This window comes from Pigmentiphaga sp. H8 (assembly GCF_003854895.1).
Lineage (GTDB): Bacteria > Pseudomonadota > Gammaproteobacteria > Burkholderiales > Burkholderiaceae_B > Pigmentiphaga.
Window position 1 is genome coordinate 2,090,751 of the sequence record NZ_CP033966.1, and the last position, 24,500, is coordinate 2,115,250.

A 24,500-nucleotide genomic window follows, 5' to 3' on the forward strand; every position below is an offset into this window, starting at 1 on the left:
GAGATTAGAATGAACCAAGTGATGAAATTCCTGAAAGAAGACGACGGCGCCACCGCTATCGAATATGGCCTGATCGCGGGCCTGATCGCCGTCGTGATCATCGGCGTTCTGACCCAGCTCGGTACCGGGCTCCAGGAAATGTTTGGAAAAGTGGTCGCGAAGCTGCCGACCACTCCCGCTGAAGAGTGATATCGAAAAACTGAGAAATCGCCCGGGTCGATCCGGCCCGGGCGAGTGATCATGGTTAATAGCAGCCAAACTCTCGCGTTTCTTGTTTTTTGTACCTGGGTAATCGGCAGTGACCTGCTTTTCCGCCGGGTATTCAACTGGCTGGTCCTGGCGGGACTGCTGGCCAAACTGGGTTGCCTGCTTCTGGGCGCAACCGCGCCGGCCGGATTCACCGGCCAGTGGGCGAATGCCGGCGTGGGCGTGCTGCTGGCGCTGGTTTTTCTCGTGCCGCTCTATGTGTTCAAGGCCATGGGGGCGGGGGACGTGAAGTTTTTTGCGGTACTGGGTTTCTGGCTGGAGCCGACGCCTTTGCTCGTTGCCTGGCTGCTGGGCAGCGGAATGGCCGGCATCCATGCCCTGGTTTCGGTGGTTCACCGGAATCACCCGGTGGGTAACTGGGCGGTTCTGCAGTGGGCCGGTGTGCAGGAAAGGATATGCGGTCCTGCTGCGGTGCAGCGGATGGCGTCCTGGGTGTCGGGTGTGCGGGCGGGTCGCGCCGGCATCCCCTATGCGGCATATCTCGCCCTGGGCGCGATATGGGCCGTGCATGCGACATAGATGGACGGAACGCGAGGCAATGGTGAAACGCGCTGACATACGCACCGGGGCGAAGGATGGACGGCTGGGCGCCGCCTCGCAGCAGGGCGCCTATGCGACCGAGTTCGCCTTGATCTTCCCTATTTTTTTCCTGGTCTTCTACGGCGTACTGAGCTTCGGCCTGATCTTCACGACCCAGCAGTCGCTGACGCTGGCGGTCGAGGAGGGCGCGCGCGCCAGCTTGCGGTATTACATGCCTGCCGCGGCGGGCACGGGTTTCATGGCGCAGATGCAGGGGCGTCTCGAGCATGGCTGCGAAGTGGCCAAGTTGCGCGCGGCATGGCTGGGCGAGATCGGCGGTGGGGCCATCACGCCGACGTGCACCGCCTCGATCAATGGACCGTGCCTGAAGGCGGACGGCACGCTGGATACGGCGTCGTCGTGCACGACGACGCTGGGCGCGGCGGGCGCGGGGACTTCGGTCGCTTGTGGCTATCGACAGGAAGAGATGTGCTTCGCGACGCTGAACGTCAGCTATGCCTATAGCGCGAATCCGCTCGTGCCTGCGCTGCCCGGCACCTTCCTCGTCGTTCCCAACGTGCTGAGCGCGACGGCCAGGGTGGCACTGGACCCCGGCGCGCTGCAATTGGGTGCGACCGGAGGCGGGGCATGAGCGCCGCGCTGCTCGAGGCCGTCCGTCCGGGCCGTGCGCAGCGGGGTGTCGCCGCGCTGGAGTTCTCGCTGGTCTGCGTGCTGTTCCTGGTCATTTTGTTCGGAATCATCAGCTACGGCTGCATCTTCGTCGCCCAGCAGTCGCTGTCGCGCGCGGCCGAGGAAGGTGCCCGCGTGGCCCTGCAGTCGAGGCTGGCGGGATTGCCGGAAGGGGCATCGCTGCAGGCCGAGGCGTGCGGAGCCGTGGCGCAGTCGGTCGACTGGCTGACCCGGCGCCGGGCCACGATGGGCCAGGCACCCGTGTCCTGCGAGCTCAGGGCATCCCAGGCGTGCACCTATGCCGCGGGCCTGCGCTGCGCTTCGCTGGTCGTGACCTATATCGATTACCGCAAATATCCGCTGATACCGGAGCTGCTGCCGCTGGGCAATTGGCTGCAGTCCCTGTTCGGCGAGAACACGGCCTGGATTCCGCAGGACCTGTCGGCCGTGTCGACCGTGCAGTTGGGAAGGAATACGTCGGGCTCGTGACAGGGGCCGGCGCGTGAAGATTTTTTCGAGTATCGAGGCGACAAGCAGATGAACAACGTAACCAAGATCGTCGCGGCCATGCTGGTGTTGCTGGCGGTGCTGCTGGGGGGCTATGCCTTCGTGCTGGCGACCAAGCCGGCTCCGGCCGCCAAGCCGGCGGTCGCTCCCACGCCGTTGTCCGAGAAGCGGATTCCGGTGGTCGTGGCGGACAAGCTGCTTCCCGGTGGCGTGCCCATCGACACGGGTGCGCTCAAGGTCGTTGAGCTGCCCATCGATCCGGCGGGCGCCTATCGGGCGACCAGCGACCTGTCGGGCAAGATTCCCAAGTTCGATATCGGCCCCGGCACGCCCGTGACCGACAGCATCCTGGTCAAGGGCCTGACGCTGTTGCTGAACGATGGTGAACGGGCGGTGGCGGTGCCGGTCGACGAGGTCGTCGGCACGGGCAACCGTGTCGCGCCGGGGGATTTCGTGGACGTGTTCTTCACGCTGAGGCAGGGGCAGAACGTGACCCGGACGCAAGCCAGGCTGCTGCTGTCGCGCCTGCGAGTGCTGACCTATGGCAGCGCGTCGGCCGCGGGCGATGCGCCGTCGGACGACGGCGCGACCGTCGTGCGGGCGAACAACCCGCCGCCACCGGCCCGCACCGCGGTGCTGGCGGTACCCACCGCCGACGTGAATCGCCTGCTGCTGGCCACGCAGAACGGCAAGCTGCAGCTCGTGCTGCGCAATCCCACCGACGCCACCGCGCCCGATGCGAGCCTGTTCCCCGAGCCGCCTCCGGTACTGGCGGGCAAGAACGGCCTGACCAAGGAGCAGCGCGAGGCGCTCGAACTGGCCGACAACCAGGCCTATGCCGGCCTGGAGCTGACCGGCCTGTCGGGGGGCGCGGTGAAGCGGCCGGCGCCGGTGGTGCAGGCCCGCCCGCGGCAATCCGCTCCCGCACCCAAGGTCGAGAGCAATACGGTGGAAGTGGTGCGCGGCACCAAGCGTGAAGTCGTCGGGTTTTAACGGGTAGAACTTCAATGAAAATCAGCAATCAGGCTTTCGTGCGGCGCCTGGCGCCCCTGGCCATGGCACTGACGCTGTCCTTCGCCGTGCCGGCCGGCGCGGCCGACGAGGGCGGTCCGCGCCAGATATCGGTGGCGGTGCGCGATCAATACCAACTCAGCATTCCCGGCAACCTGGAGCGCGTGTCGGTGGTCGATCCCGAAGTGGCCGACGTCGTGATCCAGAAGGGCAGCGGCGGCCGCAAGGGTGGGGTGCTGGTAGTGGGCAAGAAGCCCGGCACCACCATGGTGTCGGTCTGGCAGCGCGGCGCCGCGGCGCCTCAGGCCTATCTCGTGCGCGTGACGGGCGATCTGGCCACGCTGCTGGGAGAAGGGGACGGTGCCAAGGCCCAGGTCTATGGAGACGCGGCCGTGCTGAGCGGGCAGTCGCCGTCGGTCCTGTCGCACCATCGTGCCGCGGCTGCAGCCGGCGATGCGGTGGGGGCCGCCAACGTGTTCGATGCCGCCACTATCGAGACCGGCGGCGTGGTCCAGGTGGAAGTGAAGGTCGTGGAGTTCAGCAAGCAGGTGCTGAAGGAGGCCGGCTTCAATTTCTCCGCCTCCAACCGGCGCGGCAGCTTCAGCTTCGGCCTGGCCAGCGACCTGGCCCCCAGCGGCAAGGCCTTCGACCTGACCCTGGGGCTGAACCGCGGCAATTTCCTGCTCAACACCAATCTGCGCCTGCTGGAAACCAACGGCCTGGCGCGCGTGCTGGCCGAGCCTACGCTGGTTGCGTTGTCTGGCCAGAGCGCCAAGTTCCTGGCCGGTGGCGAATTGCCGGTGCCGCAGGCAGGCGGACTGGGGACGACCACGGTCATGTACAAGCCGTTCGGCATCGGACTGACGCTGACGCCCACGGTGTTGGCCAAGGATCGGATCGCACTCAAGGTCGCGCCCGAGGCCAGCGACCTGGATTGGACCAACGGCATCACGCTCAACAACATCCAGATCCCCGCCATCATTACCCGCCGCGCCGACACCACGGTCGAACTCGGCGACGGTGAAAGTTTCGTGATCGGTGGACTGGTGTCGCGTTCCACCACCTCGAACCTGGACAAGCTGCCGTTCCTGGGCGATCTGCCCATCATCGGTACCTTCTTCCGGAACATGAAGTATTCCCAGAAGGAAAAGGAACTGCTGATCGTCGTGACGCCGCATCTGGTCAAGCCTTTGGCCAAGGGCGTCAAGCCGCCCATGCCGGGCGCCAACGAGAAGCGTGACTCCGCGACCAATGCCTGGGGTCATTTCCTGCTGGGTGTCGCGAGCAATGATGAGTTGCCTGGTTTCTCGAAGTAGTCGGTTGTTACCGGGTATCTGTAGGAGTCGTATATGAACGCCCCGAGCAAGGAGTTGGCGAGTTTGTTGGATACTCGCCGTTTCCTGTTCTTCACCGGCGACAGCTCATCGGCGCAGCGCCTGGCCGCGGTGTTGAGGCACGATGGCGTGGTCGTTCAGGAGGATGTGGTTCCCGACCGGCTGTCGGCGCGCCTGGCCGAACTCGGGCCGCAGATGGTGTTGCTGGATTTCGGCGCGGACGACAACGAGCCCGGCAGGCTGCTGCACGCCAGCGACCTGGCGAGAACGCTGGCGCGCGTGGCGCCCGCCTTGCCGGTCGTCGCGGTGGGCAGCATGATGCGGCCGCAGGGCGCCGTGGCCGCCCTGCGGGCCGGCGTGCGGGATTTCATCGATCCGGCCGACGAGGCCGAAGTGCGCGACGTCGTGCGGCGCGTGTTGCAGTCCCATGCCACGAGCGGCGTGCCGGGGCGCGGCCAGATGGTGGTGTTGCTGGGCGTGCGCGCCGGGCTGGGCACGACCACGCTGGCGGCGCATCTGACCACCATGGCGCAAGTGCAGGGCGAGGGCGGACAGACCGCGGAAGGGCGGCCGGCCAGCAGCCTGCGAGGCCCCGCGGCGCTGCTGGACCTGGGCCTGCCCGTGGCCGACGGCCAGCTTTACCTGAACGTGTCCGGCAGCTTCCATTTCGCCGAGGCGGTACGCAACCTGCGCCGCTTCGACGAGACCCTGGTCAATACCGCGCTTACGCGCAGCGCCAGTGGCGTGGCGGTGATCTCGCTGCCGCGCGACCTGGCCGAGATGCGCACGGTCTCGCATGCGGATTCGCTGGGGCTGCTGGACCGCTTGCGCCAGCACTTCGGCTTGCTGGTAGCCGACGTGGGCGGATTCTCCAATCCCGATTTCGTGGCTGGCATGGTGCGGGCCGCCGACCAGGCGTGGATCGTCACGGATCAGTCGGTAGGGGCCTTGGTCTCGCTGGCGGACGTCCTGCGGGACCTGGACGGCCGCGATGTGGATCGCGCCAGGATGCGGCTGGTGGTGAACCGCTATGACGAGCGGTATGGCATGACCGCCGAGCAGATCGCGCAGCGGTTCGACGTGCAACTGCTGGGCACGCTGCCCGATCGCGCGCTGGCGCTGATGAACAGTACCAACCAGGGCAGGCTGCTGCACGAAGTGGCGGACCGCGATCCCTATGTGCGGGCCGTGCACGGGCTGGTGGATTCGCTGGGAGCGTATGACCAGGCCTTGCCGCCGGGGGCGAAATGGCTGTCGCGGTGGCTGCCGAATCTGCACAAGCACCTGGTGACGCGATGAAGAAAAATTCCGGTTTGAAGCGGGCAAACATGCAGCGGAGAGTGTCATCATGACGGCATCGATCGAGTTTGCCGACGATAGTCCGGCGTTTGCCAACACCCAGCGCTTCCAGGACGTCAAGGCCGCCGCGCACGAGCACTTGCTGTCGCGCATCGAGGAACTCGGCGCGGAGTTCGGCCGCTGGTCCCGGACCGCGATCCAGCAGTTCGTCGACCTGGAGGTCGACAGTTTCGTGCGCCTGCGGCGGGTGCCCATCAATGAATCCGAACTCCGGCAGGTCGCGGCTTCATTGACGAAGGAACTGGCCGGGCTCGGTCCGCTGGAGGACCTGCTGGCCGATCCGGCGGTCGAGGACATCCTGATCAACGGCTACGACAACGTTTTCGTGTCGCGCCGTGGCGTATTGCAGCGCGAGGTCCTGCGTTTCAGCGACAACCCGCACCTGCTGCGCATCGTGCGCCGCATCCTCGCGCCGCTGGGGCGGCGGCTGGACGAATCCAGTCCCATGGTGGACGCGCGCCTGCCGGATGGCGGCCGCCTGAACGTGGTCATCGAGCCGCTGGCGGTGGACGGCCCCATGGTGTCCATCCGGAAGTTCCGCCAGGATCCGCTCAAGCCGGCCGACCTGCTGGCGCTGGGAACTTTCAACGAAGAGATCCATCGCTTGCTGAGCCTGGCGGTGCGCGAGCGCTGCAACATCCTGGTTTCGGGCGGAACCAGCTCCGGCAAGACTTCGCTGCTCAATGCGCTGGCGTTCTTCGTTCCCGAGACCGAGCGCGTGGTCACGGTCGAAGACACCGCGGAACTGTCGCTGAACCATCCCCACGTGGTCCGGCTGGAGGCGCGTCAGGGCGGCTTCGACGGCGCGGGCCAGGTCAGCATCCGCGACCTGATACGCAACAGCCTGCGGATGCGGCCGGATCGCGTGGTGGTGGGCGAGGTGCGCGGCCCCGAGGTCATGGACATGCTGCAGGCGATGAATACCGGCCACGAAGGTTCGATGGCGACCATACACGCGAACTCGCCGCGCGAATGCCTGTACCGAATGGAAATGCTGGCGGGTTTCGCGGGCTTCCAGGGCAGCGAGGACAGCCTGCGCAGGCAGATCGCCAGCGCGCTGGACTTCATCGTGCAGATCGCCCGTTTGTCCAATGGCCGCCGCCGCATCGTGTCGATCTCGGAAGTTACCGGCATGGGCGACAACGTGATCTCCACGCAGGAGCTCTATCGCCACGAGAGTTTCGTCGGCCCGGATGGCGAGGAGAAGGATCGCTGGGTATCGCTCGGCATCCATCCGCATACGCCCAAGCTGGCCAAGTACCGCGACCAGTTGCGCGTGACGATGGCACCCGAGGCGCCCCAGGGCGGCGGGGGCAGCTTCTGGTCCAGGGGGCGATGATGTCGGCGCTGCTCCTATCGGTGTTGTGTCTCGCGCTGCTGCTGGTGGCGGCGGGATTGTGGCTGTGGCAGAGCGCGAGCGAGCGTGGGCGTCGGCAGGCGACCAGTGCCTTCGTCGAGGAACAGCTCAGCCGATCGTTCGACCCGACCCGGGCGGTGGTGGCCACGGCACAGCAGCTTTATCCGCCCGTGCGTCCGCGAGGCGTGCGCGGTCGATTCCAGAACATGCTGCTGCGCGCCGGCATCGAGCCGGGTCCCGCTTTCTACGGTCCATGGCTCGTGGCGCTGGTGGCGCTGCCCATCGTGGCCCTGTTGTTCAGCGGCGGCCTGGCCGCCTTGGTGACGTTCTTCCTGGTTGTGCTGGCCGTCCTGTTCCAGCTCTGGTGGCAGGCCGACAAGCGCCGGCAGAGGATGGTGCGGCAATTGCCGGGATTCATCGATGCCCTGGTGCGGCTCATCACCATCGGCAACAGCCTGGGTTCGGCCTTCCAGACCGCGGTGTCTTCGGTCGATGCGCCGTTGTTCGAAGTGCTGGAGCGAGCCAACCAGTTGAATCGCGCGGGCATGGAACTCGACGCTTCGCTGGTGCACGCCGCCAGGCTCTACCGCTTCTATGAACTGGAACTGGTCGCCGCCGTGATTGGCGTTGCCCTGCGTTTCGGTGGCCGCAGCGATGTGGTGCTCGAACGCATGGCGGCCTTCATGCGCGATCTGCAGCAGGCGCGGGAGGAACTGCACGCGCTGTCAGCCGAGGTCCGGCTGTCGGCATGGATCCTGGCGCTGCTGCCGGTGTTCGTCGCGGGGTTCATCGTCATCTTCAACAATGCCATGTTCGTGGGCATGTGGACCGACCCGGTCGGCCAGAAGATGCTGGTGGGCGCCTTCGCTCTGCAACTGGTCGGCTCTTTCTGGCTGTACCGCATGGCCAAATCGGTTTGAAGCTATGTCCACACAATTGTTGACCGCCGCCTCCCTGGTCCTGTTCGCCACCGCCGCGCTGCTGGTTGGAGTGGCTATCCTGATCCGGGGCTCGCGGCAGAACCGAAGCCGCCAGGTAGTGGACAGCGCCATCACCGCACGGGCCAATCCCGTGCTGGACGATGCCCTTGCCAACGTGGCGTCGCCAGTGCGACGCGGCCGTGTGAGCGCGATGTTCGACGGCGCGGCGCAACTGGGCGAGAAGTGGGAACAAGGCAAGCTGGGCAATTATCTGCTCGAGGCCGAGGACAGGCAGTTGATCGACCGCTGCGGCTTCAGCGACCTGGCGCGCGCCCGTTCCCTGTTCATCTTCGCGCGGGTCGTGCTGGCCGTCGTCGTGCCGGTCCTGGCCTGGATGTTCGGCGGCGGCGGAGCGCTCGGCACGATGCTGTCCCTGTTCCTGGGGTTCGCGCTCGGCTACATGGTGCCGAAGTGGGTGCTGCGCCAGGTGGCGGCTTCGCGCACGCGCAAGGCCAAGGAAGAACTGCCGCTGCTGATCGACCTGCTGCGCCTGCTGCAAGGCGTGGGCCTGTCCATCGACCAGAGCCTGCATGTGATCGTGACCGAGTTCCGCACCGTGCTGCCGGTATTGGCGGCGGAACTGGAGATCGCCGTCAACCAGCATGCCCGCGGGTTGTCGCGCGAACAGTCGCTGCAGCGGCTGGCCACCGGCTTCGGCAACGAGGACCTGGCGGCCGTGGCGCGCCTGATCGTACAGGTCGACCGGCATGGCGGCGCGGTCCAGGAACCCCTCAAGCAGTTTTCCGAGCGTGTCCGGGAGCAGCGGCGGATGGAGTTGAAGGAGCGTGTCGGCAAGCTCACGGTCAAGATGACCGGCGTCATGGTGCTGACGCTGTTGCCGGCGCTCATCATCGTCACGGGTGGGGCGGGTTTCCTGGCCGTTTTCCGCGGCCTGGCGAGGATGGGAGGCTGAGATGACCGGGGCGATCCATTATCCGGTGCGCATGGCCGGTTTGCTCGGGGCCGCGCTGCTGGCGGCGGGATGCAGTTCCACCGCCCCCTCGGGCTACGGCGTATCGGCACCCAAGTTCAACGATGAAGCCATGATGCGCCAACAGGTCGCGAACGACGAGCCCACGGCGGATAGCCGCGGCATGTATCTGTCGCTGATCCGGGAGATGCAGGGCAAGGGTCTTTACTTCGCGTCCTTGGCTCACATCGATGCATTCGAGCAGCGCCATGGCGCGGCGCCGGACGTCGAGCTGCTGCGGGCCCATGCGCTGCGCGAAGCCGGGCAATCCGAGGAAAGCGCGGTGGTCTATCGGCGCCTGCTGAAGACGGAAGTTGGCGCGGCGGCCGCGCAGGGCCTGGGCCTGCTGGCAGGCGCGCGCGGCGACTATCCGGCCGCGGTGGTGTCGCTGCGCGAGGCGGCGCGGCTCGATCCCACCAACGCGCTGATCGTCAGCGACCTCGGCTACGCGCTGCTGCGCAACGGCGAAACGGCCGCCGCCAGGTTGCCCATGGCGCAGGCCGCCGAGCTGGCGCCGGAAAACTCCAGGATCCTGGCCAACCTCGCCTTGCTGCTGCTGGTGTCCGGTGATGCCGGGCGCGCCGGCACCGTCATGGACAAGGCCGGTCTGTCGCCCGATGCGCGCGCGGCGGTGCGCAAGCTGGCCGACGACATCGCGCGCCGGGCACCCCAGGCGTCTCGTCCGGTCGCGGTCGTGAAGGCAGACTCCGCCCCGGTTGCGGTTGCCGTGCCACCGCCGGCGGCCAGCCCGTTCCCGGTCTCGTCCCTGGCGCCCGAGATGTCCCGTGTGCCGATGCCCCCCGTGGCGGAGCGCGCGCCGGTGGCGCCGAGAGCCGCGGTGGTCCGGACCGCTGCGCAGGAGACAGAGCCCGCGGACACCGTGCGCGAACCCGTGGTGCGGCAGGTCTCCGCGCCCGTTCTTCAGCCGGTGCGCGCGCCCATGCAGTCCATGCTGGACCGGTTCAACTCGGCCATCCCCTGACGCCGGCAGACCGATGCGACCGAATCTTCTTCAACGATGACGAATACAAGTGGAATCAAGGCGATCATGAAACCTACCAGCCATTGCCCGCACGGACAGTCCGCTTCCCGGCGCGCCAGCCGTTATCTGGTGCTGGCCGCGCTGCTGGCGGCACCCCTGGCGCAGGCCCAGAACAATGCGCCGGTGACCGGCTCCATGCTGCAGGAGACACCCGAGCAACGGGCGCGCATGGAACAAGCCGCGCGCCAGGCCCAGGCGCAGGAGCAGGCCCGCCGCGCGGCGGCCGCGCAGCAGCAGAGGGCGGCATCGACACCGGCCGCGGCACGGCCCGCTTCCTCGGTCGTGCGCCAGGTGCCGGGCCCGGGCCAGGCGCCGGCTGCCGCGACCCAGGCCGCGCCGGCGGCGCGCCAGCAGGTCGTGCCGTCGCCCGAACAGCGCGTGACCACCGTGATCACCCCGCAAGCGGCTACCCCCGCCCAGCCCGCGCCGGCGGCCGCAGCGCCTGCCGTTGCCGCCGCGCCCAGGACAGAGCCGATGATGGCGACGGCATCCACCGCGCCACAGGGCAGGAGCCGCCCCAACGGCGACGTGACGAGCGAGGTGGTGCGCATGCAGGCCGAAGGACGCCAGGCCGGCAAGGCGCTGCCCATGCTGGGCGCGACCGCGCAGCCCAGCTGGAAGCGCTACATCGACAGCTATTCGCACCCCATTCCCGAGTTCTACGAGACGACCTCGCAGCCGAAGCAATAGGCAAGCCTTCATGACCCCGCATCGCCGTATCCCCTCGTTCGTTTCCGCTTCCCGGGCGCCGCTGGCGCGCCAGCGGGGATCGGTGCTGATCGCGGCCGCGGCGGCGATGCTGGTATCGGTCACGCTGCTGGCCTCGGCGGACCTGGGCTATCTCTTCTACATGAAGCGGGAACTGCAGAAGACCGCCGACCTGGCCGCGCTGGCCGGCGCCCAGCAACTGGAGCGGGACAGCTGCGTCGCCGCGACGGCGGCCGCGCGCGGCAACGCCAACCTGAACCTGCAGCGTTTCGCGCTGTCGATGGAAACGTCGCCCGCGCCGGTATGCGGCCGGTGGGATCCGAATCCGGATTCGACCAGGAATACCGTGCAGACCATGGAGCCTCCCTCCGAGTCCTACAGCGGTACCGGAGGCAAGAAGTATTTCGGCACGCCCAAGTCCACGGCCGGTTTCAATGCGATCAAGGTCGCCATTTCCCAGCAGGTCCCCCTGGTGCTGCCGTTCCTGGGCAATCGTTCTCTGTACGCCGAAGCCATTGCGGTCCAGGAAGCGCCCGTCGCCTCTTTCTGGGTCGGTTCGAAACTCGCGACCTCGAACTCCCAGACCGCACCCTTGTGCGTGCTGCTCCGGGTCGTGGGCGCGAACCTTTGCGAGGACCTCGGCATCGGGACCTATGCCGGCCTGGCCGGCGTGAAGATCACGCCCAGCGGACTGCTCAAGGAACTGGGCATTCCGGTGGGCGCGGACCTGAGCGTGGGCCAGCTGAACGACTTGCTGGCCGCCCGCAAGGTCGAACTCGGGCAATTGCTGAACGCCATCGTCAGCCTGGCGAACCAGAACAGCCTCCTGGGCCTGAACGCGTCGCTGCTGAACTCGCTGACCGCCAAGCTGGGCATCGACACGTTGCTGGTGCAGCTGGGTTCGAACAGCGTCACGAGTGGACTGTTCGCGCTGATCCAGGCCCCCAGCGCCGGTTCGGCGCTGAACGTGGACCTGGACGCGCTGGGCCTGCTGACCGCGGCGGTCGGCGTCGGCGTGTCCAATCATGCGGTGACCGTCGACCTCGGACTGCCCGCCGCCGTCAGTACCGCGGTCGGCCTCAAGGCCAACGTGCGCGCCAGCATCATCGAGCCACCCTCGGTCGGCATAGGCGGCCTGGGGACCAGGGCCTATACCGCCCAGGTCCGCACCTTCGTCGACATCGCGACCGATGGCGGGCTGGTCGGCGGACTGCTGGGGCTGCTCGGCACTCAGGTCAAGCTGCCCATCGTGCTGGATGTGGTCAGCTCGCAGGGCACGCTCACGGGCATGAGCTGCACGGCGCCGGCCAAGGCCACGATCAAGGTCGATTCGTCCATCGCCAAGCTGTGCATGGGCAAGGTCAACGAGTCCACGCTGTGGTCGACCCACGACGTCTGCGCGACCGGCCTGCAGGACGAGACCTTCGTCAAGCTGCTGGGCATCAATTTGCTGCACGGGCAGGTCAAGCCCGACATCCTGGCGCAGGATCCGGTCTATACCACCCTGGAAGTGGACCAGACCAAGACGGTGGGCCGGAACGAGCTGCCGCTGGGCGATACGGTGCAGGATCTGGTCAACCAGTTGCTGGCGCTGTTGCTGGCCCAGTCGTCTTCGGGGCAGGGCGCCCAGCTCGAGGCCTTTCCCGCCGATACGGCCACGCAGGTGGCCGACAAATACCTGAACCAGTATGGCTACACCCCCAGCGTGATCGAACAGAAGCTGCTGGGGGACGGCATCACCTGGCCCCGCCCGTGCGGCCTGCTGGGCCTGGGAACCTGCGCCATGCCGACGCTGTGGCGCCAGACCGTCACGCCGCTGCTGGGGACCTGCAACCAGGCCTGCATGCGGACCGAACTGATCAAGGCCTTGCAGACGACCGCCAGCAACGGCGTGCTGGGCGGCTTGCTCAATGCCGTGGGCGACCTGCTGGGCAGCCTGCTGGGCGGCACAGGCAGCGGCCAGTCGCAGAACCTGCTGCAGGCCATCCTGAGTCCGCTGGTCGGCCTGCTCAAGCCCCTGCTGAACGAGGTGGGCCTGCTGCTGGCCAACCTGCTCGATGGGTTGGTCGGCATCAAGATCGGACAGACCGACGTGCATCTCATGTCATTGGAATGCGACAACGTTCGCCTCGTCTATTGAGCGCGAACGACAACGATGGAGGGAACGGGCGTACCGCCATGAAGACACGACCTTCGCAAGATGATCTCGACGTTTACGTCTGGGAAGGCAAATCGGATATCGCCGACCGTGTCGCACGGGCTCTGGCCAATTTCGATGCGGACGTGATCCGCGCGGACAACATCGCCGTATCGCGCGACGTGACGAGCGTGCGCATGTCGGTGGCGATCATCTCGGTCACGGTCATCGACCGCCCGAGTTTCAGCGTCAGCGACTGGCAGGCCGGCCATGGCATGCCGGTGGTCTGGGTGGCGGCCGAGGCCCGCAACAGCGACCCGCGCGTCTATCCGCCCGAGTATTCCAATGTCCTGACGGCCGACTTCACCGCGGCCGAGCTGCGCACGCTGGTCTTCAAGGTGGCGGGTGTGGTGCGGGAGCAGGGCTCGCGTGCCAAGGCGGCCGAACCGCTCATCGCCACCTCCGCCTGCATGCGGGTCTTCCTGTCGGAGGTCGAGGCCTTCGCCGATTGCGACTCGACGGTGCTGATCCGGGGCGAGACGGGCGTGGGCAAGGAGCGCGTGGCGAGGTTGCTGCACGAGGGGCATCGTCGCTGCGGGAAGGGACCGTTCGTGGCGGTCAACTGCGGCGCGATCCCCGACGGCCTGTTCGAGTCGCACTTCTTCGGCCATGCCAAGGGAGCGTTCACGGGTGCGACCTTCGCGCACAAGGGGTATTTCGAGCAGGCCCACGAAGGTACGCTCTTCCTGGACGAAATCGGCGACCTGCCGCTTTACCAGCAGGTCAAGCTGCTGCGGGTCCTGGAGCAGAGCTGCGTGACCCGGCTGGGCTCCACGGCCGAGATCCCGGTGGATTTCCGCCTGGTGGCCGCGACCAACCGCGATCTGCGCGAACTGGTGCGCCAGGAGCTGTTCCGGGCCGACCTGTACTACCGCCTAGCGGTGATCGAGTTGCAGGTGCCCAGCCTGGAAGAGCGCGGTGCGGTGGACAAGATCGCCATCTTCAAGGCCCTGTTGGGACAGATCCTGCCCGAGCAGGAAGACGAGGTGCCCGACTGGCTGGCGGCCCTGGTGACGCGCACGCGCTTCCCGGGCAACGTGCGCGAGCTGCGCAACGTGGCCGAGCGGGTGGGGGTGATGGTCAGGCAGTTCCGGGCCTGGGACCGGGAACGCATCGGCCGTATCTTCGCGTCGCTGGCCGAGGGGGTGATACCGGCCAACGAGCGCAGTCCGCAGGAATTGGCCGAGCGCAACCGCATCGTCGGCGCGCTGGATGCCCACGGCTGGCGGCGCCAGGACACCGCCAATTTCCTGGGAATCAGCCGCAAGGTCCTGTGGGAAAAGATGCGCAAGTACCAGATTGTCGGCCAGGATGCCGAAGTGGCGGGCGAACTGGATTGATTTGGAGCGGCTCGGCACCAAAAAAGGCTTAATAAAGAGCCCACGGCGCCGTACTTTCATTAAAATCGGACACGCTTTGTTACGGCCGGGCCGACGAACTCGATATGACCAAGGAAGCTGGAATGAAAATGAGGACATGCAGAATGTTCCGACAAGTGGGGATCGTACTGTTGCTTTCCACGGCATCCCTGGGTGCCTCCGCTCAGGTGGTCCAGAACACGACCGCCAAGACGGCGGCGCAGGCGCAGGCGCCGGCTCAGGCCGCGCCGGCCCGGTCCGTGGACGCCGCCCAGGCGGCTTCCAACAACAGCACGATGGCGGAACTGCAGCAGCTCATACAGAACCGCACGCTGAACGAACTGCGCACCACGTACAACGGCAACTACGGAGCCAGCCTGCTGTTCAAGGCGGATGACCTGACCTACTACGTGGCGATGTTCCAGCAGAAGAATTTCTGGCGCGTGGTCAAGACTACCTCCGAGTCGCAGGCGGAGCAGACCTACAAGGCCTTCGTCGAACAGACGGTGCAATTGGCCGATGTGGACATCCGCCGCATCAAGCTCGACGCCGAACGCGCCGTGACCGAGAAACAGATCAGCGCCAACGAGACGCGCCTGAGCGCGCTGCAGAATGACCTGAGCATGCAGCGCCAGCAGGAGCAGCAGGTGGCTGCCCGCCAGGAACAGGCCCGCCAGGAAGCCGCCGCGCTGGCCAACGAACGGCAGGCCGCGCGCGAACAGCTCAACACCCTTCAGCGCCAGATCCGCATGCTGGAAGAACAGCAGACCAAGCTCGACAGCGCCAACAGCGTGACGAGCCAGGACGGCCGGCGCGGCCGCTAAGCTCGACCGCCGTGTCGTGCCGGAACCGGGGCCCCAGGGCCCCGGTTTTCATTTCGAGGCGAAAGACATCAGCAAGGCCGCCAGCCCTAGCGCCGCGCCGGTCGCGCATACCGCATGCCACTGGCCCAGGCTCCATGCCACGCCGGCCAGCGCGGATCCCGCCGCGCCTCCCAGAAAGAACAGGCCCACGAACAGCGCATTGATACGGCTGCGGGCCGCGGGGTCCAGCAGATTGACGGCGCGCCGCCCCAGCGTCTGGTCTCCGGTGACGCCGGCATCCAGAACGATGGCCGCCAGGCCCATCGCGATCCAGGGCGTATGGCCGCCGTGCCAGGTACCTCCGGCCCAGGCGGCCAGGGCGAAGGCGCCGACCATGCCCAGATGGGAGATCGCCGTCACCGGCCGCGTCCAGCCCCGGTCGCCGGCCCGGCCCACCCAGGGCGTGATGAAGGCGGCGGCCGCGCCCACCAGTGCGAACATGGCGATGCCGCGCTGTCCCACCGAGTAGGGCGGCTGCGCCAGGCGTAGCGCGACGGCGGTCCAGAACAGGCTGAAGGCCGCCATGCTGAGGGCGGCGCTGGCCGCCCGCCGGCGCAGGACCGGTTCGCGGCGCAGCAGCGATCCCAGCGACACGATCAGATCGAGATAGCGTGGACCGGGCGGCGGCTGCCGGTCGGGGATGCCGCGCACCAGCGTCCAGCCGAGCACGATCGAGGCCAGGGCGCTGGCGGCGTAGAACGCGCGCCATCCCAGCGTGTCGGCAAGCAGGCTGGCCAGCGGGCGGGAAAGCAGGATGCCGACCATCAGGCCGCCCATGATGTCGCCGATCACCCGCCCCCTGATGTCGGGCCCCACCATGGCGGCGGCGATGGGCACCAGCACCTGGATGACGGAACTGGCCGCGCCCAGGACGAACAAGGCCGCCAGCAGCAGCGCGGCGAAGGGGCTGCACGCGGCGGTTGCCGCGGCCACCGTGGAGGCGGCCAGCATCGCGCGCACCAGGCGGCGGTGCGGCGCCACGTCCGCCAAGGGCACGAGCAGGAACAGTCCGGCCGCATAACCCAGCAGCGTGGTCATCGCCATCAGGCCCGACGCGATGGGCGCCAGGCCCAGCGAGGCACCCATGACGCCCACCAGTGTCTGCGGCGCGAAGAGATTGGTGACGAGGACGCCGGTGGCGGTGCCGAACAGCAGCACCGGGGGCCGGGCGGAGGGAGACGCGGGCGGGGCCAGGGCACCGGACTTGCCGCAGGTGGTCATGCAAAGCTCCGTTTGATAAATTAATTGCATATAGAACGAAAACTTTATTTTTCTATTGCATGATCAAGCAATTCAATCCTTCGCATCATGATTATGCGGAAATGTCATGAACATCCATGACCTGGAAGCTTTCGTGGCGGTGGTAGAGACCGGTTCCATCGTCGGGGCATCGGCCCGGCTGCACCTGACGCAGCCGGGCGTGACGCGCCGTGTGCAGAACCTGGAGGAGCGCCTGGGCGCGATCCTGCTGGACCGGCAGTCCAAGCCCCTGAAGCCGACGGCGGCGGGCCGCGAGGCCTACGAGCATGGACGGCGGGTGCTGCGTTCGCTGGAAGACCTGAAGGCCGGTGTGTCGCCGCAGGGGGAAGTGCAGGGCGAATTCCGGCTCGGCATCATGCCCTACCTGTCCGAAGCCGCGCTCATGCAGCCCTTCGATCGGCTTCGCACCGAGTTTCCGGCGCTGACTTTGCGCGTGACCTCGGGGTGGTCGCCGCGCCTGGTGGAGCAGGTCGTGCGCAGCGAGCTGGATGCCGTCGCGGTGTGCCTGGCCGATGGCGTGCCGCCGCCCGAGAGCCTGGTGTGCGACGACCTGGGCGCCCAGCGGGTGTTGCTGGTCGCCGCGCGATCGCTGAAGGTGCCGCGCCGTCCGGGTCTTGAGCAACTGTCCCGCTTTCCCTGGGTCATGAACGAGAGCGGCTGTGGCTTCCGGGCCACCATCCGCCATCGGTTCGAGGCGGAGCGGCTGCCCTTCCAGGTGGCGGTCGAAGCCCTGAGCGTGGACCTGAGGATGTCGCTGGTGGCACGCGGCTTCGGCATCGGCATCGTGACGCCCGCCGCATTCGCGGGCGGCGCGTGGCGCGACGAGGTCGGGGTCATCGCGTCGCCCGATTTCCGCCCCTGCGTGCGCGCCTGGCTGTTGCACCGCGCGCCCGCGGGCCGGCTGGCGCGGCCCATCGCCGCGTTCCGGGAGGCGCTGGTCGAGGTGCTGAGGGAACCGGACTCGTTGCGCGAGCCGTGACCGCCGGTGCGTAGCCGGCCGGCGGTCCGGGGCTCAGGTGATGGAGGTGGCCTGCACCGGAGCAGGGCCGGCATCCGGGCGCCGGTCCACCCAGGCCAGCGCGGCCAGCACCGCCAGCGCGGCCGCGGCCGGCACGACCGCGGTCAGCACGATGTCCCGGGGGCTCCAGTTCAGCGCCAGCATCAGGCCGCCCAGGGCTGGTCCGACGATGGAGCCTATGCGGCCCGAGGCCGCGGCCCAGCCCACGCCGGTGGTGCGGATCTCCGGCGGGTAGTAGGACACCGCCAGGGCGCTTTGTCCCACACAGCCGGTGATCAGGCCCGCGCCCATGCCGCCGATCACGGCCAGCACCTGTCCAGGCGCCAGCGCGGCCTGGTTCACGACCAGTATCGAGGCGATCGCGATCAAGGTCGTGATCGCCAGCAGGCGCTTGACGCCCAGCTTCGCCACCAGCGCCATCATCGCCAGGCTGCCCAGCAGGCCGCCCAGGCCGAAGGCGGCCGTCGCGGCCGGCGCCTGCGCGGGACCGAAGCCGAACTCGGCCAGCAGCGTGGGAATCCAGAAGGTCAGGGCATAGGCATCCAGGAAGATCAGGAAGGCGAACAGCCACAGCAGCCAGGTGCGCAGCCGCCAGCGGCGGTCGAACAGCGCCGCCACGCTGCCGCCCTGGGCCGGCCGGGAGGTACGGGTGGCCAGGTCGCGGCCGGGAAGGACCTTCAGGAAGAAGGGCAGCAGCACCAGCGGCAGGATGCCGCCTATCATGAACACGGAGTGCCAGCCGTACTGCCGCATCAAGGGCACGCCAGCCATGCCGCCGATGACGGCGCCCGCCGACAATCCCGCCGCCACCAGCATCGCCGCCGTTTCCTTGTAGCGGGCCGGCGTCGCGCCGGCGGCCACCGATACCGCCACGGGCAGCGCGCCACCCAGGCCTACGGCCGCGACGAAGCGCAGGGCCGCCAGCACGGGGACATCCGGCGACCAGGCGGACAGCAGCGTGCCCAGGCCGAACAGCGCGACGCTCAGGCCGCCCACCGTGCGCTGTCCCCAGCGGCTGGCCAGCGGACCGCAGGCCAGATAGCCCACGACGGCGCCCACGCTGGTGGCGACGAAGGCCGGCGTGAACGCCGCGGGCGGCAAACCCCATTCACGCGCCAGCGCAGGGGCGACGAAGGCGATGGACGTGGTGTCCAGGCCGTCCAGCAGCACGATCAGGAAGCAGATCGCCACGACGCCGATGCGGGCGAGGCGCGAGCGCGAAGCGTCGCCGGACGTGGCGGCCGATACGGAGGAAGTGTCCATGGTGGTCCTTGCGAAGAAGGGATTCAACGCGGCGCGCGCCGGGCCTGGATGAGGCGGTCGATGTGCAGCACGGCGCCGTCCTGCCCATGGCTGGGCCACGAGGGCAGCGTCGCGCGGTTGGGATCGCCGGTGTGGGCGAACGCCGCGCAGATGTCCTGGAAGCCGCGGCTCAGATCGGCAAGCTCGGCCGGATCGGCACCGGCCACCATGGGCGCGTCCCGCCAGGTGGCCAGGTTGCCGAACAGGAAGGGCAGTTCGATGCAGTGGCAGGCGCCGATGCCCGGCGTGGGCGACTGCCAGTCGAACTGATAGACGAACGGCGCGCGGCCCTTCGCGGCCAGCGCGCGCGCATAGGCCAGCGTAGGCTCGATGAAATCCAGGCGGGACCGCAGGTCCGTCAGCACCGCGACAGGCGTGCCGGGCGCCCGGCTGGCGCGGGCCTGCTCATACCGCTCGTCACCTGCCTGTCCATAGTGGGCCTGATACACGCCGCGCACCGTGTCCGCCGGCAGGTCGCGCATGACGGCATCGCCCACATGGAACGCGGCATTTTCTTCACGCGTGTAGCCGATGATGGTGTCGCACCACGCGCCCGCGCCGGCCGCCGCCAGCGGTGGAGCGGCGATGACCTCGCCGTCGACCGTCGGCATGAAGGGCGGCGTGACCTCTCCGGGGCTGGCCGGAACGGTCTGCCGCAGTACTTGCAACTGGGCCTTCAGGATGGCGTCCACCGGCAGCCGCGACAGGTTGTCCGGCGTCGCGGCCTCGATCCCCACGGCGCGCGTGAACATATCGGCCACTTCGCGCTTCTGCGCCGGCGTCTGCAAGGCCACGCCCAGCGGCGTGCTCATCATGATGGCGCGGTCGAACAGTTCCGGGCCGTCCGCGCGGGTCTGCAGCGCGGCGATCGAGTACGCGCCCGCCGACTGTCCCGCCACCGTGACGTTGGCCGGATCGCCGCCGAACGCACCGATCGCGCGGCGTATCCACGACAGCGCCGCCATCTGGTCGCGCAGTCCCAGGTTGGCGGGCGCGATCCCGGGAATGGGCAGGAAGCCCAGCACGCCCAGGCGATAGGTGACGTTGACCACGATCATGCCCGTGCGCTCGGCCAGCGCGGCGCCGTCGTAGCAGGGCAGCGATCCGCCACCCGTCATGAAGGCGCCGCCGTGCAGGAACACGAACACCGGCGCGCGGGACGGGCAGTCGATGGGTACCCAGATGTCCAGGTGCAGGCAGTCCTCGTCCTGCCGGGCGGGATAGTCGCCCATGACCTTGGCCAGCCTGGAGGGCAACTGGGGCGGAATGGCCGCGGACGCCGTCGCGTCGAATCGGCCGTTTCCTTCCGCCAGCGGCTGGGGTGGCGCGAAGCGCCGGCCGCCGGTGGGGGGCTGGGCGTAGGGCACGCCCAGGAAACGGACCACCTTGCCCTCGCGGACGCCCAGCAGGCGGCCGTAAGGCGTGTCCACGACGCTTGGATCGTTCGGGTTCATGGCATGGCTCCCCTTTGTGGTGAAGGAAGCGTAGCATCGTGAACTGCCCGAGTTCGTTCTGTTATTGGAACGCCAACGTACTGGAAAAGGAACGAATCCATGCGCGGCCTGGACGACATGTACGTGTTCAAGATGGTGGTCGACCATGGCGGCCTGTCGCCCGCCGGACGACAGATGGGCGTGGCCAAGTCCACGCTGGCACGCAGGCTGTCCGACCTCGAGCGCCGCCTGGGCGCGCCACTCTTCCACCGTGGTCCCAGGCAGTTCGTGCTGACCAGCTTCGGACAGGAGTGCTACCGGCAGTGCGCGCGGGTGGCCGCCGAGGCCGACAGGCTGCTGGCACTGGCCGAACGCCTGCAGGCCGTGCCAACCGGATCCCTGCACGTCATCGCGCCGCCCTACCTGAGCGAGATCGCCGTCGAACAACTGGCCACCGAGTTCGCGCTGGCCCACCCCCACGTGCGGCTCCACTTCGAGGCCAGCGCGCTCATCTTCGACCCGCGCTTCGTTTCGGCCGACCTTGTCATCTACCCCGCGTTCGAAGCGCTGCCCGACGCCGACATCGTCGCGCGCAAACTGATCACCAGCCCCTTCGCCCTGATGGCCAGCCCCGACCTGCCCGGCGTGGACGCGTTGGCCGACCCGTCCGGCCTGGCTGCCATGCCCTGCCTGGGATTCGGGCGCAAGACCACAGAATGGCTGTGGCGGCTCCGGCGCGGCCGGGAAACCAGCGTCGTGCGCTTCGAACCGCGCTTCACCACCTACCACCTGTCGGCGCTGCTGCAGGCGGCGCGCCAGGGCCTGGGCATCGCCGCGCTGCCCCTGGACCTGTGTGCGCAGGAACTGCGCCAGGGCCGGCTGGTACGCGTCCTGGAGGACTGGCTGCCGCCGCCGGTCAACATCTTTGCCGTCTATCCCGGCGGCAGTACCCTGACCACCGCGGCCCGGTCCTTCCTGGACATGCTGGTGCAGCGCCTGCCGGGCGCGGATTTCGACGTCCCGCACACGCCACGGGGCAGGGTGGAGCACCCTGGCAAGAGCGGGCGCGGCAAGCGTTCGGGGTAGGGGGAATGCGCAGTTTGCAGGTTTTTCAGCCCCCGATTTGCAAGCCGAAAAAAGTGTCGCTATAATCTTATTTCTTTGCAGCGCCCGTAGCTCAGTTGGATAGAGTACTTGGCTACGAACCAAGGGGTCGTGGGTTCGAATCCTGCCGGGCGCGCCAGATGTATGAGGGGTTAGCGATAGTAATCGCTAACCCCTTTTTGCATTGCGCGGCTTTTTCTTTCATCCAACGTTCTTGCACGCGTATGCCGGGCATTATGTGATGTCCTTGCGCACGCCGGCCGGAAGGGAAAATCGTCCTCCAGGAACGGCAGTTGCTGCCCGTCGCCTTTCTCGAGGAGGCCGACATGCTGACTATCAACGACGTTCAAGATGCGATGCGAGTTTGGGACGAGGCCCACGTCGCGGTCCACGACTATTTCGGGAACAACGACATCCTTGATCCGCACTGCTGGACGAGGTGGCAGGATCTGGTCGAAACCGAAAACCTGGCGCGTACGCAGGCCCTGACGACCATCAACAGCTATCGGGGATTGGAGCAGGCGAAGTAGGGCGCGCAGGTTCGGACCAACGGTGATCCGTGCGATGAACGTGAACGACAACGTTGCCTGGGACATCCTGGTCCGTGCGAGCCCCATGCGACGATCGGTCGCGTCCCGCTCCCCGCGTTTCTTCCACCCACCCGAGTACACTGCTTGTGTCGAAACGCTGCCCAGAGGCGCGGCTGCACGCCGTGGCTTCACTGACCCATGCCATTCGTCAACTACAAATACAAAATCCTGGGGGGACTTGCCGCGATGGCCCTGTCGGCGCCGTTGTCGGCTCAGCAGTCCCAGAAGCTCGAGCCGGGCACCATGGCGGGACGCATGGCGGCCTGTACGGCCTGTCATGGCGAGCAGGGCCGCGCCGGGCCCGATGGCTATTACCCCCGCATCGCCGGCAAACCGGCCGACTACCTGTACAACCAGCTCGTGTATTTCCGTGCCGGCCAGCGCCAGTACCGGCCGATGCAGCATCTGCTCGAGAACATGTCGGACGAGTATCTGAAGCAGATCGCCGTGTGGTTCTCCGACCAGCATCCTCCTTATCCCGACCCCAAGCCTTCCCGCCTGCCCGCCGCCACGCTGGAGCATGGCCGGCAACTCGTGATGGAAGGCGATCGCGCGCGCGGAGTGCCCGCCTGCGTGTCCTGTCACGGGCAGGCGCTGTCCGGTGTGCTGCCGGCTGTGCCGGCGCTGCTGGGTCTGCCGCATGACTACCTCAGCTCGCAGTTCGGCGCGTGGACCAATGGCCTGCGCAAGGCGATCGCACCCGATTGCATGGCGGACATCGCGCGTCGCCTGACGCCCGAGGACGTCAGCGCGGTGGCGGGGTGGCTGTCTTCGCAGCCGGTGCGCGAGGTGGCTCCCGCGGCCAGCCTGCCCGAGCCGATGCCGATGGAATGCGGCAGCCAGGTGCATGTGGGGAGCCGGCCATGAACAAGCGTGGATTCATGCTGGGTGTGCTGGCGGTGGCGGTCGCGGCGGTGGGGGCGGTGTTCTGGATGGGGCATCGCGAGTACGACGCGCCGGCCCGGACCGCTGCCGCGGAAGAAGGCGGGCAACAACTAGTGGAGCGCGGACGCTACCTGGCGCGCCTGGGCAATTGCGTGGGATGCCATACCGCGCCGGGCGGCGAGGCCTTTGCCGGCGGCCGTGCGCTGGCGACGCCGTTCGGCACGTTCTATGGCCCGAACCTGACGCCCGATCCGGAGCACGGCCTGGGCAAGTGGAGCGCCGACGATTTCTGGCGCGCGCTGCATCAGGGCAAGGCGCCGGACGGCAGCCTGTTGTATCCGGCCTTTCCGTATCCCAGCTATCGCCATGTCTCGCGCACGGATGCGGACGCGCTGTTCGCCTATCTGCGGTCGCTGCCACCGGCGGCGCAGGCGAACCGGCCGCACGAGCTCGGGTTTCCCTACGACCAGCGCTGGCTGGTGGCGGTGTGGCGGGCCTTTTATTTCCGGCCGACGTCGGACGAGCCGGCACCGGCGGAGCCGTCCGAGGCCTGGCTGCGTGGACGTTATCTGGTCCAGGGCCTGGCGCATTGCGCGGAGTGCCACACGCCGCGCAACCGCCTGGGCGCGATGGCGCTGGATGCCGGGCTGGCCGGCTCGCTGATCGGCGGGCAGTCCTGGTATGCGCCGCCGTTGACGGGCGATCGCGTGACGGGCCTGGGGGACTGGACCCGGCAGGACATCGTCGATCTGCTCAAGACCGGCATCGCGCCCCGCTCGCATGCGGCGGGGCCGATGGCCGAGGCGGTCCATCAGGGATTCCAGTACGCGAATGACGCCGACCTGGACGCGATGGCGGTCTATCTGAAGTCGCTGCCGGCGGTCGGCACCGATACGGCCTCGGTATCCGGCGCGGCCTCGTCCGCGCTGATGAGCGCGGGCGGCAAGCTGTACGAGCAGCATTGCGCCCAGTGTCACGGCGCCGATGGCCAGGGGCGCTCGCCGGCCTGGCCGCCGCTGGCGGGCAATATCTCGGTGGTTGCCGCGTCGTCGGACAACGCGGTGCACATGGTGCTGTCGGGCGGTTTCGCGCCGGCCACGGCGGGGAACCCGCAGCCGCACGGCATGCCGCCGTTCGGCCAGTTGCTGGGTGACCAGGACGTGGCGGCCGTGGTGTCGTTCATCCGCCAGAGTTGGGGCAACCAGGCCAGCGCCGTCAGCCTGCCCGAGGTGCGCCGGGTGCGCGAGGCTGTGCGCTAACGCACGGCCCAGGTCCGGCGCTCAGCGCGCCGGACCGGTCTCGAAGCGGCGCGTGAGCGTCTGGCTGTCGAATTTCCATCCTTGCTCGGTGCGCACGAGTTCGGCCGTGCCGGCCAGCAGCATGGCGGGTCCTGCCATGGGCGCCGCCGCGTCGTCCGCAATCTCGCCCGCGTGGCGATATACCGTCAGGTAGTAGGTCGCGCCGGCCGTGGCCGCCGTGGCCGGTTCCACGCGCAGGTTGGTCACGACGTGGGCCACCCGCTGGTTGCGCGGTCGGCGTTCGAGTTCCTCCAGGATGCGGGCATGGCCGCGCAGCGCGGCGCCGGCGCGGTGCCAGACGCCTTCGGGCGTGTACAGGTCCAGCATGCGCGCATAGCGCCAATGGTCGTAGTGATGGAAGAAATCGTGCACCACGCGGCTGCACGCCCACGCGGTTTCCAGTTCGGAGGTCGTCATGGCGGTCGGGTCCTTGGAAGCTTGGGAGGGC

The 24,500-nt window shown here is 67.9% G+C and carries 24 protein-coding genes and 1 tRNA gene; 21 read left to right on the forward strand and 4 right to left on the reverse strand.

The window, feature by feature from the left end; all coding sequences use genetic code 11:
- Nucleotides 1-9: 9 nt before the first annotated feature.
- The 15 genes from EGT29_RS09855 to EGT29_RS09925 all read left to right on the forward strand — a co-directional run bounded on the left by EGT29_RS09855 (nucleotide 10) and on the right by EGT29_RS09925 (nucleotide 15,123).
- Complete coding sequence (locus tag EGT29_RS09855; RefSeq protein ID WP_124688858.1) at nucleotides 10-189, forward strand: Flp family type IVb pilin; 180 nt, start codon at nucleotides 10-12, stop codon at nucleotides 187-189.
- 51 nt (nucleotides 190-240) lie between these two features.
- Nucleotides 241-786, forward strand: a complete 546-nt coding sequence (locus EGT29_RS09860; RefSeq protein ID WP_124688859.1) for a prepilin peptidase — start codon at nucleotides 241-243, stop codon at nucleotides 784-786.
- A gap of 19 nt (nucleotides 787-805) precedes the next feature.
- Nucleotides 806-1,438 (forward strand): TadE family protein, encoded by a 633-nt coding sequence (locus EGT29_RS09865; RefSeq protein WP_124688860.1) that lies wholly within the window; start codon nucleotides 806-808, stop codon nucleotides 1,436-1,438.
- A complete protein-coding gene (locus tag EGT29_RS09870; protein WP_124688861.1) occupies nucleotides 1,435-1,965 on the forward strand; it encodes a TadE/TadG family type IV pilus assembly protein in 531 nt (176 codons plus the stop codon). Before EGT29_RS09865 ends, EGT29_RS09870 begins: the two co-directional genes overlap by 4 nt.
- A gap of 48 nt (nucleotides 1,966-2,013) precedes the next feature.
- Nucleotides 2,014-2,976: a Flp pilus assembly protein CpaB gene (gene cpaB / locus EGT29_RS09875; RefSeq protein ID WP_124688862.1), complete on the forward strand. Its 963-nt coding sequence runs from the start codon at nucleotides 2,014-2,016 to the stop codon at nucleotides 2,974-2,976.
- Nucleotides 2,977-2,990: 14 nt separating this feature from the next.
- Nucleotides 2,991-4,310 (forward strand): type II and III secretion system protein family protein, encoded by a 1,320-nt coding sequence (locus EGT29_RS09880; protein ID WP_124688863.1) that lies wholly within the window; start codon nucleotides 2,991-2,993, stop codon nucleotides 4,308-4,310.
- 33 nt (nucleotides 4,311-4,343) lie between these two features.
- Nucleotides 4,344-5,627 (forward strand): MinD/ParA family protein, encoded by a 1,284-nt coding sequence (locus tag EGT29_RS09885; RefSeq protein WP_124688864.1) that lies wholly within the window; start codon nucleotides 4,344-4,346, stop codon nucleotides 5,625-5,627.
- 49 nt (nucleotides 5,628-5,676) lie between these two features.
- Nucleotides 5,677-7,026: a CpaF family protein gene (locus EGT29_RS09890; RefSeq protein WP_124688865.1), complete on the forward strand. Its 1,350-nt coding sequence runs from the start codon at nucleotides 5,677-5,679 to the stop codon at nucleotides 7,024-7,026.
- Complete coding sequence (locus EGT29_RS09895; RefSeq protein WP_124688866.1) at nucleotides 7,026-7,964, forward strand: type II secretion system F family protein; 939 nt, start codon at nucleotides 7,026-7,028, stop codon at nucleotides 7,962-7,964. Before EGT29_RS09890 ends, EGT29_RS09895 begins: the two co-directional genes overlap by 1 nt.
- Nucleotides 7,965-7,968: 4 nt before the next feature.
- Nucleotides 7,969-8,937, forward strand: a complete 969-nt coding sequence (locus EGT29_RS09900; RefSeq protein ID WP_124688867.1) for a type II secretion system F family protein — start codon at nucleotides 7,969-7,971, stop codon at nucleotides 8,935-8,937.
- 1 nt (nucleotide 8,938) lies between these two features.
- Complete coding sequence (locus EGT29_RS09905) at nucleotides 8,939-9,976, forward strand: tetratricopeptide repeat protein (RefSeq protein WP_124688868.1); 1,038 nt, start codon at nucleotides 8,939-8,941, stop codon at nucleotides 9,974-9,976.
- A gap of 66 nt (nucleotides 9,977-10,042) precedes the next feature.
- The gene (locus EGT29_RS09910; RefSeq protein WP_124688869.1) at nucleotides 10,043-10,726 is read left to right on the forward strand and encodes a DUF3613 domain-containing protein; all 684 of its coding nucleotides are present in this window, start codon (nucleotides 10,043-10,045) and stop codon (nucleotides 10,724-10,726) included.
- 10 nt (nucleotides 10,727-10,736) lie between these two features.
- Nucleotides 10,737-12,884: a TadG family pilus assembly protein gene (locus EGT29_RS09915; protein WP_124688870.1), complete on the forward strand. Its 2,148-nt coding sequence runs from the start codon at nucleotides 10,737-10,739 to the stop codon at nucleotides 12,882-12,884.
- A gap of 38 nt (nucleotides 12,885-12,922) precedes the next feature.
- Nucleotides 12,923-14,281 (forward strand): sigma 54-interacting transcriptional regulator, encoded by a 1,359-nt coding sequence (locus tag EGT29_RS09920; protein ID WP_124688871.1) that lies wholly within the window; start codon nucleotides 12,923-12,925, stop codon nucleotides 14,279-14,281.
- Nucleotides 14,282-14,424: 143 nt separating this feature from the next.
- Nucleotides 14,425-15,123: a DUF2968 domain-containing protein gene (locus EGT29_RS09925; protein WP_192901806.1), complete on the forward strand. Its 699-nt coding sequence runs from the start codon at nucleotides 14,425-14,427 to the stop codon at nucleotides 15,121-15,123.
- Nucleotides 15,124-15,171: 48 nt separating this feature from the next.
- On the opposite strand, the gene EGT29_RS09930 is transcribed toward EGT29_RS09925, so the two are convergent.
- Nucleotides 15,172-16,383: an MFS transporter gene (locus EGT29_RS09930; protein WP_124688873.1), complete on the reverse strand. Its 1,212-nt coding sequence runs from the start codon at nucleotides 16,381-16,383 to the stop codon at nucleotides 15,172-15,174.
- 106 nt (nucleotides 16,384-16,489) lie between these two features.
- Here EGT29_RS09930 and EGT29_RS09935 point away from each other — a divergent pair, with 106 nt between their 5' ends.
- Entirely contained in the window at nucleotides 16,490-17,401 is a 912-nt protein-coding gene (locus tag EGT29_RS09935; RefSeq protein WP_124688874.1) for a LysR family transcriptional regulator, read from the forward strand.
- A gap of 33 nt (nucleotides 17,402-17,434) precedes the next feature.
- On the opposite strand, the gene EGT29_RS09940 is transcribed toward EGT29_RS09935, so the two are convergent.
- Together EGT29_RS09940 and EGT29_RS09945 are read right to left on the reverse strand one after the other, a co-directional pair.
- On the reverse strand, nucleotides 17,435-18,703 hold the full coding sequence (locus EGT29_RS09940; RefSeq protein ID WP_202865607.1) for an MFS transporter: 1,269 nt from the start codon (nucleotides 18,701-18,703) through the stop codon (nucleotides 17,435-17,437).
- A 23-nt stretch (nucleotides 18,704-18,726) separates the two neighbouring features.
- Entirely contained in the window at nucleotides 18,727-20,196 is a 1,470-nt protein-coding gene (locus tag EGT29_RS09945; RefSeq protein WP_161567761.1) for a carboxylesterase/lipase family protein, read from the reverse strand.
- A gap of 99 nt (nucleotides 20,197-20,295) precedes the next feature.
- On the opposite strand from EGT29_RS09945, the gene EGT29_RS09950 reads away from it, so the two are divergent.
- From EGT29_RS09950 to EGT29_RS09970, 5 genes are all read left to right on the forward strand, one after another.
- Nucleotides 20,296-21,261, forward strand: a complete 966-nt coding sequence (locus EGT29_RS09950) for a LysR family transcriptional regulator (protein WP_124688876.1) — start codon at nucleotides 20,296-20,298, stop codon at nucleotides 21,259-21,261.
- A gap of 80 nt (nucleotides 21,262-21,341) precedes the next feature.
- Nucleotides 21,342-21,418, forward strand: a tRNA-Arg gene (locus EGT29_RS09955).
- 154 nt (nucleotides 21,419-21,572) lie between these two features.
- Entirely contained in the window at nucleotides 21,573-21,809 is a 237-nt protein-coding gene (locus tag EGT29_RS09960; protein ID WP_124688877.1) for a hypothetical protein, read from the forward strand.
- Between the two features lie 198 nt (nucleotides 21,810-22,007).
- Nucleotides 22,008-22,736 carry a c-type cytochrome gene (locus tag EGT29_RS09965; protein WP_124688878.1) on the forward strand — a complete coding sequence of 243 codons (729 nt, stop codon included), beginning with the start codon at nucleotides 22,008-22,010 and terminating at the stop codon, nucleotides 22,734-22,736.
- Complete coding sequence (locus tag EGT29_RS09970; RefSeq protein WP_124688879.1) at nucleotides 22,733-24,013, forward strand: cytochrome c; 1,281 nt, start codon at nucleotides 22,733-22,735, stop codon at nucleotides 24,011-24,013. Before EGT29_RS09965 ends, EGT29_RS09970 begins: the two co-directional genes overlap by 4 nt.
- Nucleotides 24,014-24,034: 21 nt before the next feature.
- Here EGT29_RS09970 and EGT29_RS09975 read toward each other — a convergent pair whose 3' ends face one another.
- Nucleotides 24,035-24,469, reverse strand: a complete 435-nt coding sequence (locus EGT29_RS09975; protein ID WP_161567762.1) for a nuclear transport factor 2 family protein — start codon at nucleotides 24,467-24,469, stop codon at nucleotides 24,035-24,037.
- Nucleotides 24,470-24,500 lie beyond the last annotated feature (31 nt).

Coding starts and splice junctions, on each gene's coding strand:
- EGT29_RS09860 (WP_124688859.1), top strand. CDS start 241: ATGGTTAATAGCAGCCAAACTCTCGCGTTTCTTGTTTTTTGTACCTGG.
- EGT29_RS09890 (WP_124688865.1), top strand. CDS start 5,677: ATGACGGCATCGATCGAGTTTGCCGACGATAGTCCGGCGTTTGCCAAC.
- EGT29_RS09950 (WP_124688876.1), top strand. CDS start 20,296: ATGCGCGGCCTGGACGACATGTACGTGTTCAAGATGGTGGTCGACCAT.
- EGT29_RS09880 (WP_124688863.1), top strand. CDS start 2,991: ATGAAAATCAGCAATCAGGCTTTCGTGCGGCGCCTGGCGCCCCTGGCC.
- EGT29_RS09870 (WP_124688861.1), top strand. CDS start 1,435: ATGAGCGCCGCGCTGCTCGAGGCCGTCCGTCCGGGCCGTGCGCAGCGG.
- EGT29_RS09940 (WP_202865607.1), bottom strand. CDS start 18,703: ATGGACACTTCCTCCGTATCGGCCGCCACGTCCGGCGACGCTTCGCGC.
- EGT29_RS09885 (WP_124688864.1), top strand. CDS start 4,344: ATGAACGCCCCGAGCAAGGAGTTGGCGAGTTTGTTGGATACTCGCCGT.
- EGT29_RS09895 (WP_124688866.1), top strand. CDS start 7,026: ATGTCGGCGCTGCTCCTATCGGTGTTGTGTCTCGCGCTGCTGCTGGTG.
- EGT29_RS09900 (WP_124688867.1), top strand. CDS start 7,969: ATGTCCACACAATTGTTGACCGCCGCCTCCCTGGTCCTGTTCGCCACC.
- EGT29_RS09975 (WP_161567762.1), bottom strand. CDS start 24,469: ATGACGACCTCCGAACTGGAAACCGCGTGGGCGTGCAGCCGCGTGGTG.
- EGT29_RS09945 (WP_161567761.1), bottom strand. CDS start 20,196: ATGAACCCGAACGATCCAAGCGTCGTGGACACGCCTTACGGCCGCCTG.
- EGT29_RS09855 (WP_124688858.1), top strand. CDS start 10: ATGAACCAAGTGATGAAATTCCTGAAAGAAGACGACGGCGCCACCGCT.
- EGT29_RS09905 (WP_124688868.1), top strand. CDS start 8,939: ATGACCGGGGCGATCCATTATCCGGTGCGCATGGCCGGTTTGCTCGGG.
- EGT29_RS09910 (WP_124688869.1), top strand. CDS start 10,043: ATGAAACCTACCAGCCATTGCCCGCACGGACAGTCCGCTTCCCGGCGC.
- cpaB (WP_124688862.1), top strand. CDS start 2,014: ATGAACAACGTAACCAAGATCGTCGCGGCCATGCTGGTGTTGCTGGCG.
- EGT29_RS09930 (WP_124688873.1), bottom strand. CDS start 16,383: ATGACCACCTGCGGCAAGTCCGGTGCCCTGGCCCCGCCCGCGTCTCCC.
- EGT29_RS09970 (WP_124688879.1), top strand. CDS start 22,733: ATGAACAAGCGTGGATTCATGCTGGGTGTGCTGGCGGTGGCGGTCGCG.
- EGT29_RS09935 (WP_124688874.1), top strand. CDS start 16,490: ATGAACATCCATGACCTGGAAGCTTTCGTGGCGGTGGTAGAGACCGGT.
- EGT29_RS09920 (WP_124688871.1), top strand. CDS start 12,923: ATGAAGACACGACCTTCGCAAGATGATCTCGACGTTTACGTCTGGGAA.
- EGT29_RS09865 (WP_124688860.1), top strand. CDS start 806: ATGGTGAAACGCGCTGACATACGCACCGGGGCGAAGGATGGACGGCTG.
- EGT29_RS09965 (WP_124688878.1), top strand. CDS start 22,008: ATGCCATTCGTCAACTACAAATACAAAATCCTGGGGGGACTTGCCGCG.
- EGT29_RS09915 (WP_124688870.1), top strand. CDS start 10,737: ATGACCCCGCATCGCCGTATCCCCTCGTTCGTTTCCGCTTCCCGGGCG.
- EGT29_RS09925 (WP_192901806.1), top strand. CDS start 14,425: ATGTTCCGACAAGTGGGGATCGTACTGTTGCTTTCCACGGCATCCCTG.